This window comes from Streptomyces montanisoli, from assembly GCF_017813245.1.
Lineage (GTDB): Bacteria > Actinomycetota > Actinomycetes > Streptomycetales > Streptomycetaceae > Streptomyces > Streptomyces montanisoli.
Genome location: NZ_JAGIQL010000151.1, coordinates 1 through 14,989, shown reverse-complemented (window position 1 = coordinate 14,989; position 14,989 = coordinate 1). Strand labels below are relative to the sequence as shown.

Sequence of the window (14,989 nt, the reverse complement as noted above, 5' to 3'; positions counted from 1 at the left end):
GGCCGCCCGCGGCCGCCGCGAGCAGCGCAGTGAGCCCGCCGGCCACCACCGCGCTCAGTGCCGCCGCCAGCGCCGTGCCGCCCGCGCTCCACGCCTGGGAGCGGTCCACGTACGCGGGCGCGGCCTTGCGTACGGTGAGCCAGCCGCCCGTCAGCGCCGCCGCCACGGGCACCGCGGCCGCCGACCAGTGCGGCCAGCCGCCCGCCGACTGGGGGACGGCGGCCAGCAGCGGGAACGACGGCAGGCTCGTCGCGCCCGCGCCGCTCAGCGGCCCCACCGTCGCCGTCGTGCTCAGGGCGAAGCCGGGCCCGAGGCCGTACGACGCGCCCCACACCGCCGCGTTCGGTACGAGCACGAGGCCGAGCAGCATGACCGCGAACCGCCCCGACCACACGACGGACAGCCGCAGGAAGGACGTCTCGGCCTCCTGGACGTGCCAGATCAGCGAGACCGCGACCAGCACCGCCCCGCCGCCGAGCAGCACGGCGACGGACGCGGCGCCCGCGCGCAGCGCGAGGCCGGTGAGCCGGCGTGCGCCCACCGACCAGAGCGTGCGCCCGCACCAGGCACGCGCGCTGACGGGCAGCCGGCGCGGCAGCGGCAGCGGGGGCCTGCCCGTGCCCGTCCATGCGCCCACGCTCGTCGCGGCGACCACGACGAGCGGCAGAAAGATCGCGGCACGCAGCGGGGACGCGGTGAACGCACCGCCCTGCGCGTACCAGGTGGCACACGCGGCGACCAGCAGGTAGCCGCCGCTCACGGTCGCGACGGCGCCGATCGCGGTCAGCTGCGGCCTGCCCTGCTGCGGTTCGAGCGCGTCGCGCGCGGCGCGGTGGGCGAGGTAGCAGGGGACGGCGGTGAGCAGCAGCGGGACGGTGCCGACCGGGGCGGGCGTGCCCCCGAGCGTGCCCGGCCTCACGAGGTCGACTCCGTGGGCGAGCAACCACAGCGCGAAGGCCACGTGGAGGGCGCCGCTCGCGCTGCTGTCCGGGTAGGGCGAGCTGATCCACAAGGCCATGACCAGCACGGAGACCGTGCCGAGTCCGAGGCATGCGGCGATGGAGCCACGGAGGAAGGAGGCGGTGAGCGCGGCGGCCCTGCCGCGCTCCAGGGCAGACGCGGACGACAACGACTCTCCGCGTTCGGTCACTTGGGTCACGCCCGCCATGCTGCCCGCGACACGCACTCAGGTCACGTAACGGGCGAATGCTCGACATGTCGATCATTATTCGGTTATGTGCTTTTCCGACCGGTCCAGTGCTGCGGAGACTCCCCGATGACGCAGAGCACCACCCGAAGCACCCCGAGCCCCGGCACGCCCCCCGTGCCCCCCATGCCGTCGCTGCCGCCGACGCCTCCGCCGGAGGAGCGCAGGCGGCTGCGCGAGGCGAAGCCCATGACCGTGAAGCAGCTGGCGGCGGCGGTGCGCGTCACCCAGGCGACGGTGAGGGGGTGGGAGACCGGCCGCGCGCAGCCGCGCGGGCGCAAGGGCGAGCAGTACCTCAGGATGCTCGCGGTCTTCGCCGAGGAGGACGCCGCGGTGCAGGCGGCCGAGGAGGCCGCTGAGGCCGGCCTTTCAGCTGACGAGCACCCGGTCGGCGCAATCGACGGCAGCGCGGACGGAAAACGGGGCGGCGGCGAGCAGCAGCAGCAGCAGCCCACCGACGCGCCGGAGGGCCGTGACGCGCCGGAGGGCAACACCGAACGGCCGCACGGCGCGGTGCCGAACTCGCCGGACTCGCCGGACGCGCCGGACTCGCAGGACACGTCGGACACCTCGGATTCGTCGGCCCCCCTCACCCCCGAGCAGGCGTTCGACGCGCTGTACGCCTACGCCTCGCCCGCCCTCGTCCGGCAGGCCTACCTGCTCACCGGCCGGCGCGCACTGGCGCGCGAGTCCGTCGAACGCGCCTTCCAGCGTGCGTGGCGGCACTGGCCCGAGGTGGCCGTGGACCGGGACCCGGCGAGCTGGGTGCGTGCGGCCGTGCACGAGTACGCGCTCTCGCCGTGGCACCGCATGCGGCCCCTGCGCTCCGCGGGCGTCGCGCAGCCCGTGCCCGCCATCGCGCCCGTCCCGGTGCCCGGCGGGCGCACGCTGCGCGAGACGCTGCTCGAACTCCCGCCCACCTACCGGCGCGCGGCGCTCCTCTACGACGGCCTCGGGCTCGATCTGCCCGACGCGGCCGCGGAGTCGCAGGCCAGCACGCCGGCCACCGGCAACCGGGTGCTGCACGCGCGCGAGGCCATCGTCGAGCACCTGCCCGAGCTCGCGGACCCGGGCCTGCTGCACGACCGGCTCGACGCGCTGACCCGTTCGGTGCCGGTGCCCCCGATGGCCCCCGCACCCGTGGTGCGCAAAAGCGGCGAGCGGCGGGTGAAGCTGTGGACGCGTGCCGCCATCGTCGTCACGGCGCTCATCGTGGGCGCGACGGCGTACACGTTCCACACCGCGCCGAGGAAGTACGAATCGCCGGAGGCACCACCGCAACGAGTGACGGGCGTTCCGGTGCCCGGCGCCCCGCCCGCGTTGACGCCGAAGGACAAGAAGCTGCGTGACGCCCTGGACACGGCGCCGCTGAACGGTCCGGAGCGCCTGACACCACGGCTGCCGTGACGGCGGCCTCGGCCCTGCACGTCAGTCGGCGCGGGCGCGCGTGGTGAATGCGTCCCGGAGTGTCGCGACGACGGCGTCGACGCACTCGGCGAAGCTCGTCCGGCCGTCCGATTCAGTCCACCGCTCGAAGGCGTGGCGGAAGGCGACCGTGGCCGTCCGCGCCAGCAGCGCGGCCGTGTCGGGATCGGTCCCGCGTCGCACGAGTGCGTCGCGGATCGCGGCCGTGACCGCCGCGAACTTCGTCCGCTCGCGCTCCCGCAGCTCGGCGCTGGCGGCGATCACGGCCCGGCGCGTCCGCCCACCGTCGACGCGCTCCGCGAGTCGCGTGCCGACGCTCGTGAGGGCGTCGAGCACCGCGTCGAGCGGCGCGACGCCGGGAGCGACGGCGAGGACCGCACTGGCCACGGCCGGAGGCAGCTGCTCGGAGCCGGCGAACAGCACTTCCCGCTTGTCGGGGAAGTAGCGGAAGAACGAGCGGCGGGTGAGGCCCGCGCGCTCGGCGATCCGCGTCACGGTGACGTTGTCGTAGCCGTGCTCCGTGAACAGCTCAAGGGCGGCCTTCTTGAGGCGCTCTTCCGCGCCGGGATCCCATCTCGCCATGCACCGACGATAACAAGCGATGTCTCACTGTGTCGTCAGTGCTAGCCTCTCCTTATGACACACAGTGCCATCACTTGGATGGCCGTCCTTGCGAGGGCGGGCGGAGCGGAGGTCTCATGACGGGAAACGGACGGACCGGCGAGGTCTGGATCCTCGGCGGCACAGGGCGCATCGGGCGCGCCGTGGCCAGGCGCCTGGCAGCGCGCGGGGTGGCCCCGGTGCTCGTCGGACGCGATCACGACCGTCTCGCCGAGGCCGCGGCCGACCTGGGCCTCGGCGCGGACGCGCGTGTGGTCGTGGCCGGCACGGCGGAACGGATCACCGCCGAGATCGCGCGGCAGCGGCCGGGCGTCGTCGTCAACACGATCGGCGATTACGCCGCGACGGCGCCGCTCATCGCCCGCGCCTGCATGCCGGGCGGCCACTACGTCGACCTGGCCAACGACCTGGCCGCCATGGACGGGCTGTTCGCCCTGCACCACGAGGCCGCCGAGGCGGGAAGCACGCTGGTCACAGGCGCCGGTTTCGGCGTGCTGGCGACGGAGGCGGTCGTGGCGAAGCTGTGCGAGGGCCGCCCGGCGCCGCGCCGCGTGCGCGTGGACGCCCTCGCCTCGGTGGCCAACGAGGGCGGCGCGATGGGCGCCGCGCTCGCCGCATCCGTCGTCGATGTGTTCACCACCGGCGGGCGACGCTACGAGGACGGCCGGCTCGTGAGGACCCGGCTCGCGGCGAACCCGCGGCAGCTGACCCTGCCCGATGGTCAGACCGCCGCTTGTGCGGAGGTGCCTTCCGGTGAGTTGCGCGCCGCACGGGCCGCCAGCGGGGCGCCGTCGGTGGCCGCCACCTCATCGCTCGCGCCGACCGGTGCCGCCGTGCGGGCCGTGCTCCCGCTCGTCGGGGCGCTGCTGTCGGTGCCGGCGATCCGGGGTTTCGCCGTCGGGCGGCTCGCCGGCATCCAGGTCAAGAGCGCGCCGCGCCCCCGCGCGCACTCCTGGGGGCACGCCGTCGTCGAATGGCCCGACGGCACCAGCCGCGAAGGCTGGCTGCGCGCCGACGACGGCATGGACTACACCGCGGACGTCGCGACGGAGACCGCCGCGCGGCTCATACGCGGCGAGGGCAAGCCGGGTGCCCACACGCCGGCGGCGGCGCTCGGCGCGGACCTCGCGGTGGCGGCCGGAGGCACCTTCGTCCTCGACTGAGACCGCCGTTCGAGCCGCCGCCTCGACGTCACGTCGGCCGGACAGCGCGGTGGGCCCGCTCCCTCACGGGGAACGGGCCCACTGCGTGCGTACACGGCGCGCGGCCATCGGCCGCTGCCGCGGAGGTCAGCCGGCGAGGATCTCGCGGGCCAGCTGCGCGGTCTCGGTGGGCGTCTTGCCGACCTTGACGCCCGCGGCCTCCAGGGCCTCCTTCTTCGCGGCGGCCGTGCCGGAGGAGCCGGAGACGATGGCGCCGGCGTGGCCCATGGTCTTGCCCTCGGGCGCGGTGAAGCCCGCCACGTAGCCGACGACCGGCTTGGAGACGTGGGCCTTGATGTAGTCGGCCGCACGCTCCTCGGCGTCGCCGCCGATCTCGCCGATCATGACGATCAGGTCGGTCTCGGGGTCGGCCTCGAACGCCTTGAGCGCGTCGATGTGCGTGGTGCCGATGACCGGGTCGCCACCGATGCCGACGGCGGACGAGAAGCCGATGTCGCGCAGCTCGTACATCATCTGGTACGTCAGCGTGCCGGACTTCGAGACGAGGCCGATGCGGCCCGGCTTGGTGATGTCACCGGGGATGATGCCCGCGTTGGACTGGCCGGGCGTGATCAGGCCGGGGCAGTTCGGGCCGATGATGCGGGTCTTGTTGCCCTTGCTCGACGCGTACGCCCAGAAGGCGGCCGAGTCGTGCACGGCGATGCCCTCGGTGATGACGACGGCGAGACCGATCTCCGCGTCGATCGCCTCGACGACGGCGGCCTTCGCGAAGGCCGGCGGCACGAAGACGACGCTGACGTCGGCGCCCGTCTCCTTCATCGCGTCGGCGACCGTGCCGAACACGGGGACAGACGTGCCATCGAAGTCCACGGACGTGCCGGCCTTGCGCGGGTTCACGCCGCCGACGATGTTGGTGCCGTCGGCGAGCATGAGCTTGGTGTGCTTCATGCCGGTCGAGCCGGTCATGCCCTGGACGATGACCTTGCTTTCCTTGTTCAGGAAGATAGCCATGGTGTGGTTTTCCCTCGTCCTTTTCTTACTTGGCCGCGGCCAGCTCGGCGGCCTTGTCGGCCGCGCCGTCCATGGTGTCCACGCGCTGCACGAGCGGGTGGTTGGCGTCGGAGAGGATCTTGCGACCCAGCTCCGCGTTGTTGCCGTCGAGGCGCACGACCAGCGGCTTCGTCACGTTCTCGCCCTTGGACTTCAGCAGCTCCAGGGCCTGCACGATGCCGTTGGCGACCTCGTCGCAGGCGGTGATGCCGCCGAAGACGTTGACGAACACGGAGCGGACGTCCGGGTCGCCGAGGATGATCTCCAGGCCGTTCGCCATCACCTGGGCGGAGGCGCCGCCGCCGATGTCGAGGAAGTTGGCCGGCTTCACGCCGCCGTGCTTCTCACCGGCGTACGCGACGACGTCGAGCGTCGACATGACGAGGCCCGCGCCGTTGCCGATGATGCCGACCTGGCCGTCGAGCTTGACGTAGTTGAGGTTCTTGGCCTTGGCCGCGGCCTCCAGCGGGTTCGCGGCGGCCTTGTCCTCGAGGGCCTCGTGCTCGGGCTGGCGGAAGTCCGCGTTCTCGTCGAGGGAGACCTTGCCGTCCAGCGCGATGATCTTGCCCTCACCGGACTTGACCAGCGGGTTCACCTCGACGAGCAGGGCGTCTTCCTTGATGAAGACGGTCCACAGCTTCTGCAGGGCCTCGGCGATCTGGTCGGCGACGTCGGCCGGGAACTTCGCGGCCTCCACGATCTCCCGCGCCTTCTCGGGCGTGCAGCCCTCGTTGGCGTCGACGGGGATGCGGGCCAGGGCCTCGGGGTTCTCCTCGGCGACGACCTCGATCTCCACGCCGCCCTGGACGGACGCCATGGCGAGGAAGGTGCGGTTGGTGCGGTCGAGCAGGAAGGAGACGTAGTACTCCTCGGCGATGTCGGCGGTCTGCGCCAGCATCACCTTGTGGACCGTGTGGCCCTTGATGTCCATGCCCAGAATCTGACCGGCCTTCGCCACGGCGTCCGCCGGGTCGGAGGCCAGCTTGACGCCACCGGCCTTGCCACGGCCGCCGACCTTGACCTGGGCCTTGACGACGGCCTTGCCGCCGAGGCGCTCGGTCACGTCGCGGGCCGCCTCAGGCGTGTCGATGACTTCACCGGCCAGCACCGGTACACCGTGCTTGGCGAAGAGGTCCCTCGCCTGGTACTCGAACAGGTCCACGCGTGTCCGTCCCTTGTCTCTTCTCGAAACCGCAGCCTGTGATCGCGGGTTGCGATGATCTGCTAGTGATCTGCGTGGGCGTGCCGCGAAGGGCAACGTGACTGCGCTGTCACTGAGGGAGGCGTACACGGGGTCCGGAACGCGGCATGTCCGCCTGGCAGGTTATCGCCGTGAACGGGCGCGCCCTAAATCGCGGGTCACAGATGAGCGGTGATACCTGTCACAGAGCGCGTGTGCGGGCCGCGTGCCGTGTCACCTCGCCTCACCGGCCCGGCGCCACAACCGCCACGTCGTCGGGCACCGGTATCGGGCGTTTCTCCACGGCCGCGGCCATCACCTCGGGGAACAGGTCGGGCGTGCAGGCGAAGGCCGGGGCGCCCAGCGCGGCGAGCGCCGCCGCGTGTTCGCGGTCGTAGGCGGGGGCGCCCTCGTCGGACAGCGCGAGCAGCGCCACGAACTGGACCCCGGACGCCTTCATCGCCGCGACCCGCTTCAGCATCCCGTCCCGTATGCCTCCCTCGTACAGGTCGCTGATGAGGACGACGACGGTGTCGGCGGGGCGGGTGATGCGGGACTGGCAGTAGGCGAGCGCGCGGTTGATGTCCGTGCCGCCGCCGAGCTGGGTGCCGAACAGGACGTCGACCGGGTCGTCCAGCTGGTCGGTGAGGTCGACGACGGCGGTGTCGAAGACGACAAGACGGGTGGACAGCGACCGCATCGAGGCGAGGACGGCCCCGAAGACGGACGCGTAGACGACGGACGCGGCCATGGACCCGGACTGGTCGATGCAGAGGACGACCTCCTTCTTCACGGACTGGCCCGCCCTGCCGTAGCCGACGAGCCGCTCGGGCACGACCGTCCCGAACTCGGGCAGGTAGTTCTTGAGGTTGGCCCGGATCGTGCGGTCCCAGTCGATGTCGCGGTGGCGGGGGCGGCTGACGCGCGCCGAGCGGTCGAGAGCCCCGCCGACCGTGGCGCGGGTGCGGGTCGCGAGGCGCTTCTCGATGTCCTCGACGACCTTGCGCACGACGGCGCGCGCCGTCTCCCTCGTGGTCTCCGGCATGGCCTTGTTCAGCGAGAGCAGCGTGCCGACGAGGTGCACGTCGGCCTCGACGGCCTCCAGCATCTCGGGTTCGAGCAGCAGCGCGGAAAGACCGAGCCGGTCGATGGCGTCGCGCTGCATGAGCTGGACGACGGTGCTGGGGAAGTACGTACGGATGTCGCCGAGCCAGCGGGCGACGGACGGCGCGGAGGCGCCGAGTCCCGCTGACCGTCCGCCGCGCGCGGGGCGTGCGCTGCCGCCTCCACCCCCGTAGAGGGCGGCGAGCGCACCGTCCATGGCGGCGTCCCTGCCGCTGAGCCCGCAGCCGGTGCCGTCGGCCTCGCCGCCGAGCACCATCCGCCACCGCCGCAGCCGCTCCTGTCCCGCCGCTTCGTCGGGCGCGGCGGTGCGCGCGGGGGCGTTGTCGTTGTGGCCGGTCATGAGGTCTCCCCGGTGAGGCTGTCGCTGGAGGGGGGCGCGGGCGTCTCGCGTCCCAGCAGGAGGGTGAGCAGCGGGACGACCGCGTCCGCACGCTTCGCGTCGATCCCCGGAGCGAAGCCGGGCACGGTGGACTCCACCGCCGGGCGCGCTCCCCCGCCGGGGCCGCGCCGCACCACCTCGCCGAGCGTGCGGCGCACACCGGGCTCGTACGCCGAGAACGTGCGGCGCAGCAGCGGCAGTACGTCCGGGAAGGCCGCGGCGGGTATGCCCGTGAGCCATGTGTCGACCAGCGCCAGCAGGTGCTCGTCGTGGACGAGCAGCATGCCGCCGCCCGCCGTGCCGCCGACGAAGCCCCCGATCCACGCCGCGGCGTCCGCCGGGGGCGTGCCGGGCGAGAGCGCGAGGCCCATCAGGCGTGCGGCTTCGCCGTCCGCGAGGCGGCCGCCGTCCAGCAGGAGGCGGGCGGCGCGGCCGCGTATGACGCCCGGCACGCTCTCGCGCCCGGCGAGCTTCGTCAGCACGGCGGCCCAGCGGCCGGGCAAGCCGCCCTCGCCGCCCCCGGCGTCCTGGCCGTCCCCGGAGTCCTCGCCGTCCCCGGCGGGCGGGAGGAGGCCGATCGCGGTGTGGACCGCGTCGACGTGCCCGCGCATCGCCTCCGCGCCGTCGGCGTCGAGCCCGGCGCAGGCCGGCGGCAGCCCGACGCAGACCCGCTCGGCGAGCGCGCGCGCCACCTCGCCGAGGGCCGCCGTGTCCGTGCCGCGCACGTCCCCGTACCGCAGGTAGCGCGCCAGGGCGGGGAGGGCTTGAGCGAGATGGCCGACGTCCGCATCGAGCGCTGCCCGGTCCGCGAGGGCCCGCATGACGACGGGCAGCGCGTCGGGCAGGGCGGCGAGCAGGCACTTCTCCGCCAGCCCCGTCACCTCGACGAGCGCGGTGGCGGAGACGGCCGCCGACTCGGCACGCGCGGTGGCGGCCGCGAGGACCGTCGTCCCCCAGATGCCGGCCTCGGCGACGCGGACGCGGAGCTCGGGCTCCCAGCACAGCCGCCAGCTCTCGCGGAACGTGCCGGTGTTGGCCCGCCCCGCCGTGGGCTCGCCCCAGCCGATGCCGAGGAGCGCGAGCCGGTGCAGCAGCGTGGAGCGCGCCGCGTCGTTCTCCTTGCGCAGGTCCAGGTCGAGGTCGCGTTCCAGCGCCTCGGGCTTGAGCCGCAGGGCGCGCTGCCGGCGCGTCAGATCGCGCTGGAGCGGCACGGCCGGGGCGTCGTCCGGTACCTCGCCGAGTGCGTCCCCGACGATCAGCCGGTCGGTGATCAGCGCGAGGGGGACGTCGGATCCCTCGCACATCACGGCCCTGGCCGCGTCGACCGTCTCCGTGAGGCCGGCGAGCGGGCGGCCGCGCATCACGGCGAGCGCCTCGGCGAGCCGCACCGCCTCGATGACGTGTGCGGAGGAGACCGTCCTGTCCTCCTGCCTGAGCAGGCCCGCGACCTTCGTCAGCCATCGCTCGACGGGACGGTCGGGCGCCTCGAAGAGGTGCCCGTACCAGCCCGGGGAGTCGATCCCCGCACCGTAGCCGCTCGTGCGGGCGAGCCGCCGGTGCGTCCACGGCACCCACGTCAGCTCGGCCTTGACCTTGGGCACCCCCTTGAGCAGCGCCTTGTCGGCGGCCACCGCCGCCTTGCTCGCCAGGGCGGGCACGTGCCAGGCGCCGCAGACCACCGCGACACCGCCGCCGTCCGCGAACTCGCCGAACTCCTTGCTCGCGGCGCGCAGCCGCAGCCGCATATGGGCCTCGCGGACGAGGTCGCGCCGGTGTCCGCCGTCCCCGTAGCGCTCGCGCAGCGCGGTCATGGCCTCGGCCACCTCGGCGAACGGCGCCAGCGGGTCCTCCGCACGGCCGCGGTGCTCGACCGCGTCCTCCCACCAGCGCTCGGGGTCGTCGTACCCGGCGGCCTCCGCGAGTACGGCGATGGGGTCGACGCGAAGCCCTTCTGCCGCCGGCCCGTCCGTGCGCTCGACGTCCGGCGCCTCGTGCGTGCCCTCGCCGCCGGCCGCCTCGTCCGCGGGGCCGGCTTCCTCCTCCCCTGCGTCCGCCGCTTTCTCCTGCGCCGCCATCGCCAGGGAGTGCGCCGCGGGCAGGTCGATGAACCGGACGGGCACGCCGTGTCCGAGCGCCCAGCGGATGGCCACCCACTCGGGCGAGAACGCGGCGAGCGGCCAGAAGGCGGCCTGCCCCGGATCGTCCACCGCGTGCGCGAGGAGGGCGACGGGCGGCCTCATCGACTCGTGGCCGGCGAGCGCCACCAGCGCGTCGGCCTCGGGCGGCCCCTCGATGAGCACCACGCCGGGGGCGGCCGCGTCCAGCGCGGCGCGTACCCCGCGCGCGGATCCGGGGCCGTGGTGCCGCACGCCGAGGAGCAGCGGCCCGCGGACGGCCGCCGCCGTCGCGGCCCGTTCCGCCGCGGCCCGTTCCGCCACGGCGGGGGACGTGGTCATGCGCTCACCTCGCGGCAGGCACGGTAGAAGTCCTTCCAGCCGTCGCGCTCACGGACCACGGTCTCGACGTACTCCTGCCAGACGACGCGGTCGGCGGCGGGATCGCGGACCACGGCGCCGAGCACGCCCGCGGCGACATCGGCAGGCCGCAGCACGCCGTCGCCGAAGTGGGTGGCCAGCGCGAGGCCGTTGGTGACGACGGAGATGGCCTCGGCCGTGGAGAGCGTGCCTGAAGGCGACTTGAGTTTGGTGCGCCCGTCGGCCGTGCTGCCGCCGCGCAGTTCGCGGAAGACGGTGACGACGCGTCGTATCTCCGACATGCCGTCCGCCTCCACGGGCAGTCCGAGCGAGCGGCCGAGCTGGTCGACGCGCCGGGAGACGATGTCGACCTCCGCTTCCGGTGTCGCGGGCAGCGGCAGCACCACGGTGTTGAACCGCCTGCGCAGCGCGCTGGACAGCTCGTTGACCCCGCGGTCGCGGTCGTTGGCCGTCGCGATGAGGTTGAACCCCCGTACGGCCTGCACCTCCTCGCCGAGCTCGGGGATGGGCAGGGTCTTCTCCGACAGCGTCGTGATGAGCGAGTCCTGCACGTCGGCCGGGATGCGCGTCAGCTCCTCGACCCGGGCCGTGAGCCCCTCGGACATGGCCCGCATGACGGGGCTCGGCACGAGCGCGGCACGGCTCGGGCCGTGCGCGAGCAGCTGCGCGTAGTTCCATCCGTAGCGGATGGCCTCCTCCGGCGTGCCCGCCGTCCCCTGCACGAGCAGGGTGGAGTCCCCGCTGACGGCGGCGGCGAGGTGCTCGGACACCCAGGTCTTGGCCGTGCCGGGCACGCCGAGCAGCAGCAGCGCCCGGTCGGTGGCGAGCGTCGTGACGGCGACCTCGACGATGCGGCGCGGCCCCACGTACTTCGGCGAGATGACCGTGCCGTCGGGGAGCGTGCCGCCGAGCAGATAGAGGGAGACGGCCCAGGGCGACAGCCGCCAGCGCTCGGGCCTCGGCCTGTCGTCCTGCGCGGCGAGCGCCGCCAGCTCGGCCGCGAACGCGTCCTCGGCGTGCGGGCGCAGAACAGCGTCGGCGGGCTTCGCCGGGGCTTCGGGCAGGGTGTGGGACACGGTCATGACTCCCCCTCCAGATCGGTCGACCGGATGTGGTGACCACGGTGCACCATGCCACTGACAGTCAGTCGTCTGTGCAGGTCAGGCGATGTGCGGGGGTGATTGTCAGTGGCCCGGCCTACCGTTGTGGCCATGACTGATCCGGAGGTGCGCTGGACGGCGGAGCAGGTGCTCGCGCTGGCTCCTGACGATGCGTCACGCAAGGCCGGCGGCAAGCTCGGCCTGGCGGGCCCGTGGTCGGAGACGGGCGCGGGCGCGGCGGGCGCCGTGTGGGGGTTGTGCAAGGGGAGCGGCGGCAAGCCGTACCGGACGGTGGTCGACACGGCGGGCCCCGCCTACCGGTGCAGTTGCCCGAGCCGGAAGTTCCCGTGCAAGCACGCGCTGGGGCTGCTGCTCCTGTGGGCGTCGGGCGAGGCCTCGGTCGCCGCCGGCGGGGAGCCGCCCGGGTGGGCCGGTGAGTGGCTGACCGCACGGGGGAAGCGGGCGGCCCGCGAGAAGCCGGCGGAAGCCGGCGCGGAAGGAGCGGGGGGTACGGCCGCGGGATCGGCGAAGGCCGCGGACCCGGAGGCGGCCCGGCACAGGGCGGAGCGCCGGGCGGGGCGGATATCGGCGGGCGTGGGCGAGTTGGAGCAGCGCCTCGCCGACCTGCTGCGGGGCGGCACGGCGGGCGCGGAGCAGCAGGGGTACGGCCTGTGGGAGGAGACGGCGGCCCGCATGGTCGACGCGCAGGCGCCCGGCCTGGCGGCGCGGGCAAGGGAGTTGGGTGCGATACCGGGTTCGGGCCCCGGCTGGCCCGGCAGACTGCTCGAGGAGGCGGCGCTCCTGCATCTGCTGAGCCGCGCCTGGCTGGGAGTGGAGGCGCTGCCCGAGGCGCTGGCGACGACGGTCCGCACACGCGTCGGCCTGCCGTCGGCGCCCGCTGGGGAGCAGATCAGGGACGCCTGGTCGGTCCTCGCCCAGTACGACACGTCCGACGGCAAGTTGACGACCCGCCGCATCTGGCTGCATGGCCGTGGGACCGGCAGGTTCGCACTCCTGCTCGCCTTCGGCGCCGCGGGCCGCGCCCCCGAGCTTGCGCTGCCACTGGGCCTCGCGGTGGACGCACGGATAGCGCCGCACGCGGGAGCAGCGCAGCTGCGGGCTTCCTGGGTCGAGCAGTTCGGCGCGCCCGAGCCGATGGGCGCTCCGCCGCCGGGCGCGAGTGTGGCGTCGGCGGTGGAGGCGTACGGGGCGGCCCTGCGTGACGACCCGTGGCTCGACGCGTGGCCGGCGGTGCTGAGCGGCGTCATACCCGTGCCCGGGTCGGAGGGGGCGGGTTGGCGGCTGGTGGACGCGTCGGAGGGGGCGGCGCTGCCGCTGACGGACGGGTCGGTGGAGCGGCCGGGGCTCTGGAAGCTGGTCGCGCTGGCGGGTGGGCGGCCGGTCACGGTGTTCGGCGAGTGCGGGCACCGCGGATTCGAGCCGCTGGCCGCGTGGTCGCCGGAGGCGGCGGCGATGGTGGCGCTGGTCTGACGAGCGCCCGCAGGCAGGGCATCGGGGCATGTGGACGGCGGAGACGACTGGGGGAACGAGGATGACGACGATGACGCGGACCGCGAGCGCGCCGGCCGGGGTGGTGGCGGAGGCGGCCGCAACCGCCCTTGCGGAAGGCAGCAACGGACCGGCGGCGGCGCGCTGGAAGGACCTGGTCACGTCGGCGCTGCTGGGCACCGACCGGCGGACACCTCCCGCCGAGATCCTCGCCCCGGGCGTGGACGAACCGATGGCCCTGCTGGACGCGGCGGCGCTGCACACCGTGCGGCGCAGGGCGGGGCTCGTGCCGGGGCCCGCCGCCGAGGGCGATCTGCCGGAGCCCGCCCCGCTCGACGGGCGTCCCGCGCTTCCCGGGGCGGCCACGCACAGGCTCACGCTGCTGCTCGCGGACAGGGCGGCGCCGTCCGCCGGGTCGAACCGGCGCGGTACGGCGCCGGATCTGGCGGAACTGCTGCCGCAGTGGCTGGCCGCGGCGAACGCCCATGGCTACGCGGCGCCCGCCGCCGCGCTGCCCGCGCTGCTCGACGCCGCGCGGGCGCGGACCGATCTGCGGCCGCAGGCGCTGACGTTCGCGGGGGCGCGCGGGCTGTGGCTCGCGCGGTGGAACCCGGACTGGAAGTTCGCGCTGCGGGGTGGCGCGGGCAGCGCCGCCCTGCCCGACCTGACCGACGAGGGCGCGGTCGGGCGGCTGTGGGACGAAGGGCTGTTCGCCGAGCGGGTGGCGCTGCTGTCGGCGCTCCGGGCCCTGGACGGGGCCCGGGGGCGTGCCCTCCTGGAGTCGACCTGGGCGACGGAGCGTGCGGAGGACAGGCTGATGTTCCTCGACACGCTGCGCACCGGGCTGCACGACGAGGACGAGCCCTTCCTGGAGGCGTCACTGTCCGACCGCAGCCGCAACGTCCGCTCGACGGCGGCCGAGCTGCTGTCCGGGCTGCCGCACTCCGCGCTCGCGGCCCGGATGGCGGACCGGGCCACGACCTGCGTCGCCCTCGACCGGCTGGCGGCGCGGCCGTCTATCGCGGTGGAGGCCCCGTACGCGTGCGACGCGGACATGCGCAGGGACGGCGTGACGGCGACACCGCCCACGGGCAGGGGCGAGCGGTCGTGGTGGCTGAGCCAGTTGGTGGAGGCGGCGCCGCTCGACGTGTGGCCTGGCCGCCTCGGGGGACGCACGCCCGCCGAGATCGTCGCGTTGCCCGTGGGCGACGACTGGCGCGACGACCTGCACGCGGCGTGGTGCAGGGCCGCGATCACCCAGCGGGACGCAGACTGGGCGCGCGCGCTGACGGCCGGCGCGACGCTGTCCGACCGCGCACGCCTGCTCGCGGTCCTGCCGAGCGAGGAACGGGCGGCCCGGGTCGCGTCGTTCATCGCGTCGGACGGCCTGTCGGAGGCGTTCCAGCTGCTGGCGGTGTGCGCGGTGCCGTGGGCTGAGCCGCTGGGAGGCGCGGTGGTCGACGCACTCGACATCGCACGGGAGGCGGGCAGCTATCCCTGGAGTTTCAGCGGGGTAATGGGCCTGGCGGAACGCTGCCTGTCCCCGGACGCGGCGGACCGCCTCGACCTGCTGACGGCCACACCGGCGGACACGGAGGACACGTCGCCGGGGGCGGGCGGCTACTGGTCGGAAGCGTTCAGAAGACTGGTGGCGACGCTGCGGCTACGAGCCCTCATACAAGAGGAACTGGCGGCGTAGCGGACCCGCCGAGGCGCCGACAACCCGCCCACCGGG

Annotated in this window: 11 protein-coding genes; 4 read left to right on the top strand and 7 right to left on the bottom strand. The window is 74.4% G+C overall.

Annotated elements, in window-relative coordinates; genetic code table 11:
* On the bottom strand, positions 1 to 1,159 hold a 1,159-nt coding region (locus JFN87_RS26670; protein WP_209343931.1), incomplete at its 3' end, for a cell division protein PerM.
* Positions 1,160 to 1,276: 117 nt separating this feature from the next.
* Between JFN87_RS26670 and JFN87_RS26665 the strand changes: the two genes are divergently transcribed.
* Entirely contained in the window at positions 1,277 to 2,614 is a 1,338-nt protein-coding gene (locus tag JFN87_RS26665; protein ID WP_209343929.1) for a transcriptional regulator, read from the top strand.
* A gap of 21 nt (positions 2,615 to 2,635) precedes the next feature.
* On the opposite strand, the gene JFN87_RS26660 is transcribed toward JFN87_RS26665, so the two are convergent.
* Positions 2,636 to 3,214 (bottom strand): TetR family transcriptional regulator, encoded by a 579-nt coding sequence (locus tag JFN87_RS26660; RefSeq protein WP_209343927.1) that lies wholly within the window; start codon positions 3,212 to 3,214, stop codon positions 2,636 to 2,638.
* A gap of 116 nt (positions 3,215 to 3,330) precedes the next feature.
* Here JFN87_RS26660 and JFN87_RS26655 point away from each other — a divergent pair, with 116 nt between their 5' ends.
* Positions 3,331 to 4,416, top strand: coding sequence for a saccharopine dehydrogenase NADP-binding domain-containing protein (locus tag JFN87_RS26655; protein WP_209343924.1), 1,086 nt, complete (start codon positions 3,331 to 3,333; stop codon positions 4,414 to 4,416).
* A 126-nt stretch (positions 4,417 to 4,542) separates the two neighbouring features.
* Here the strand turns inward: JFN87_RS26655 and sucD are convergent, their stop codons facing one another.
* The 5 genes from sucD to JFN87_RS26630 form a co-directional block, all read right to left on the bottom strand.
* Entirely contained in the window at positions 4,543 to 5,427 is an 885-nt protein-coding gene (gene sucD, locus JFN87_RS26650; protein WP_209343921.1) for a succinate--CoA ligase subunit alpha, read from the bottom strand.
* 25 nt (positions 5,428 to 5,452) lie between these two features.
* Positions 5,453 to 6,628 carry an ADP-forming succinate--CoA ligase subunit beta gene (sucC, locus tag JFN87_RS26645; RefSeq protein ID WP_209343920.1) on the bottom strand — a complete coding sequence of 392 codons (1,176 nt, stop codon included), beginning with the start codon at positions 6,626 to 6,628 and terminating at the stop codon, positions 5,453 to 5,455.
* Between the two features lie 262 nt (positions 6,629 to 6,890).
* The gene (locus tag JFN87_RS26640) at positions 6,891 to 8,111 is read right to left on the bottom strand and encodes a VWA domain-containing protein (protein WP_372449290.1); all 1,221 of its coding nucleotides are present in this window, start codon (positions 8,109 to 8,111) and stop codon (positions 6,891 to 6,893) included.
* Positions 8,108 to 10,606, bottom strand: a complete 2,499-nt coding sequence (locus JFN87_RS26635) for a DUF5682 family protein (protein WP_245181772.1) — start codon at positions 10,604 to 10,606, stop codon at positions 8,108 to 8,110. Before JFN87_RS26635 ends, JFN87_RS26640 begins: the two co-directional genes overlap by 4 nt.
* Positions 10,603 to 11,727 (bottom strand): ATP-binding protein, encoded by a 1,125-nt coding sequence (locus tag JFN87_RS26630; protein WP_209343917.1) that lies wholly within the window; start codon positions 11,725 to 11,727, stop codon positions 10,603 to 10,605. The genes JFN87_RS26635 and JFN87_RS26630 overlap by 4 nt, the downstream gene beginning before the upstream one ends.
* A 129-nt stretch (positions 11,728 to 11,856) precedes the next feature.
* Between JFN87_RS26630 and JFN87_RS26625 the strand changes: the two genes are divergently transcribed.
* Both JFN87_RS26625 and JFN87_RS26620 read left to right on the top strand, forming a co-directional pair.
* On the top strand, positions 11,857 to 13,236 hold the full coding sequence (locus JFN87_RS26625) for an SWIM zinc finger family protein (RefSeq protein WP_245181756.1): 1,380 nt from the start codon (positions 11,857 to 11,859) through the stop codon (positions 13,234 to 13,236).
* 70 nt (positions 13,237 to 13,306) lie between these two features.
* The gene (locus tag JFN87_RS26620) at positions 13,307 to 14,953 is read left to right on the top strand and encodes a DUF5691 domain-containing protein (RefSeq protein ID WP_209343915.1); all 1,647 of its coding nucleotides are present in this window, start codon (positions 13,307 to 13,309) and stop codon (positions 14,951 to 14,953) included.
* The last annotated feature ends 36 nt before the right edge of the window (positions 14,954 to 14,989 follow it).

Bases quoted from the DNA above. Each gene is read 5' to 3' on its own strand.
- JFN87_RS26660 (WP_209343927.1), bottom strand. From the start codon at position 3,214: ATGGCGAGATGGGATCCCGGCGCGGAAGAGCGCCTCAAGAAGGCCGCC.
- JFN87_RS26630 (WP_209343917.1), bottom strand. From the start codon at position 11,727: ATGACCGTGTCCCACACCCTGCCCGAAGCCCCGGCGAAGCCCGCCGAC.
- JFN87_RS26655 (WP_209343924.1), top strand. From the start codon at position 3,331: ATGACGGGAAACGGACGGACCGGCGAGGTCTGGATCCTCGGCGGCACA.
- JFN87_RS26625 (WP_245181756.1), top strand. From the start codon at position 11,857: ATGACTGATCCGGAGGTGCGCTGGACGGCGGAGCAGGTGCTCGCGCTG.
- JFN87_RS26640 (WP_372449290.1), bottom strand. From the start codon at position 8,111: ATGACCGGCCACAACGACAACGCCCCCGCGCGCACCGCCGCGCCCGAC.
- JFN87_RS26635 (WP_245181772.1), bottom strand. From the start codon at position 10,606: ATGACCACGTCCCCCGCCGTGGCGGAACGGGCCGCGGCGGAACGGGCC.
- JFN87_RS26665 (WP_209343929.1), top strand. From the start codon at position 1,277: ATGACGCAGAGCACCACCCGAAGCACCCCGAGCCCCGGCACGCCCCCC.
- sucD (WP_209343921.1), bottom strand. From the start codon at position 5,427: ATGGCTATCTTCCTGAACAAGGAAAGCAAGGTCATCGTCCAGGGCATG.
- JFN87_RS26620 (WP_209343915.1), top strand. From the start codon at position 13,307: ATGACGCGGACCGCGAGCGCGCCGGCCGGGGTGGTGGCGGAGGCGGCC.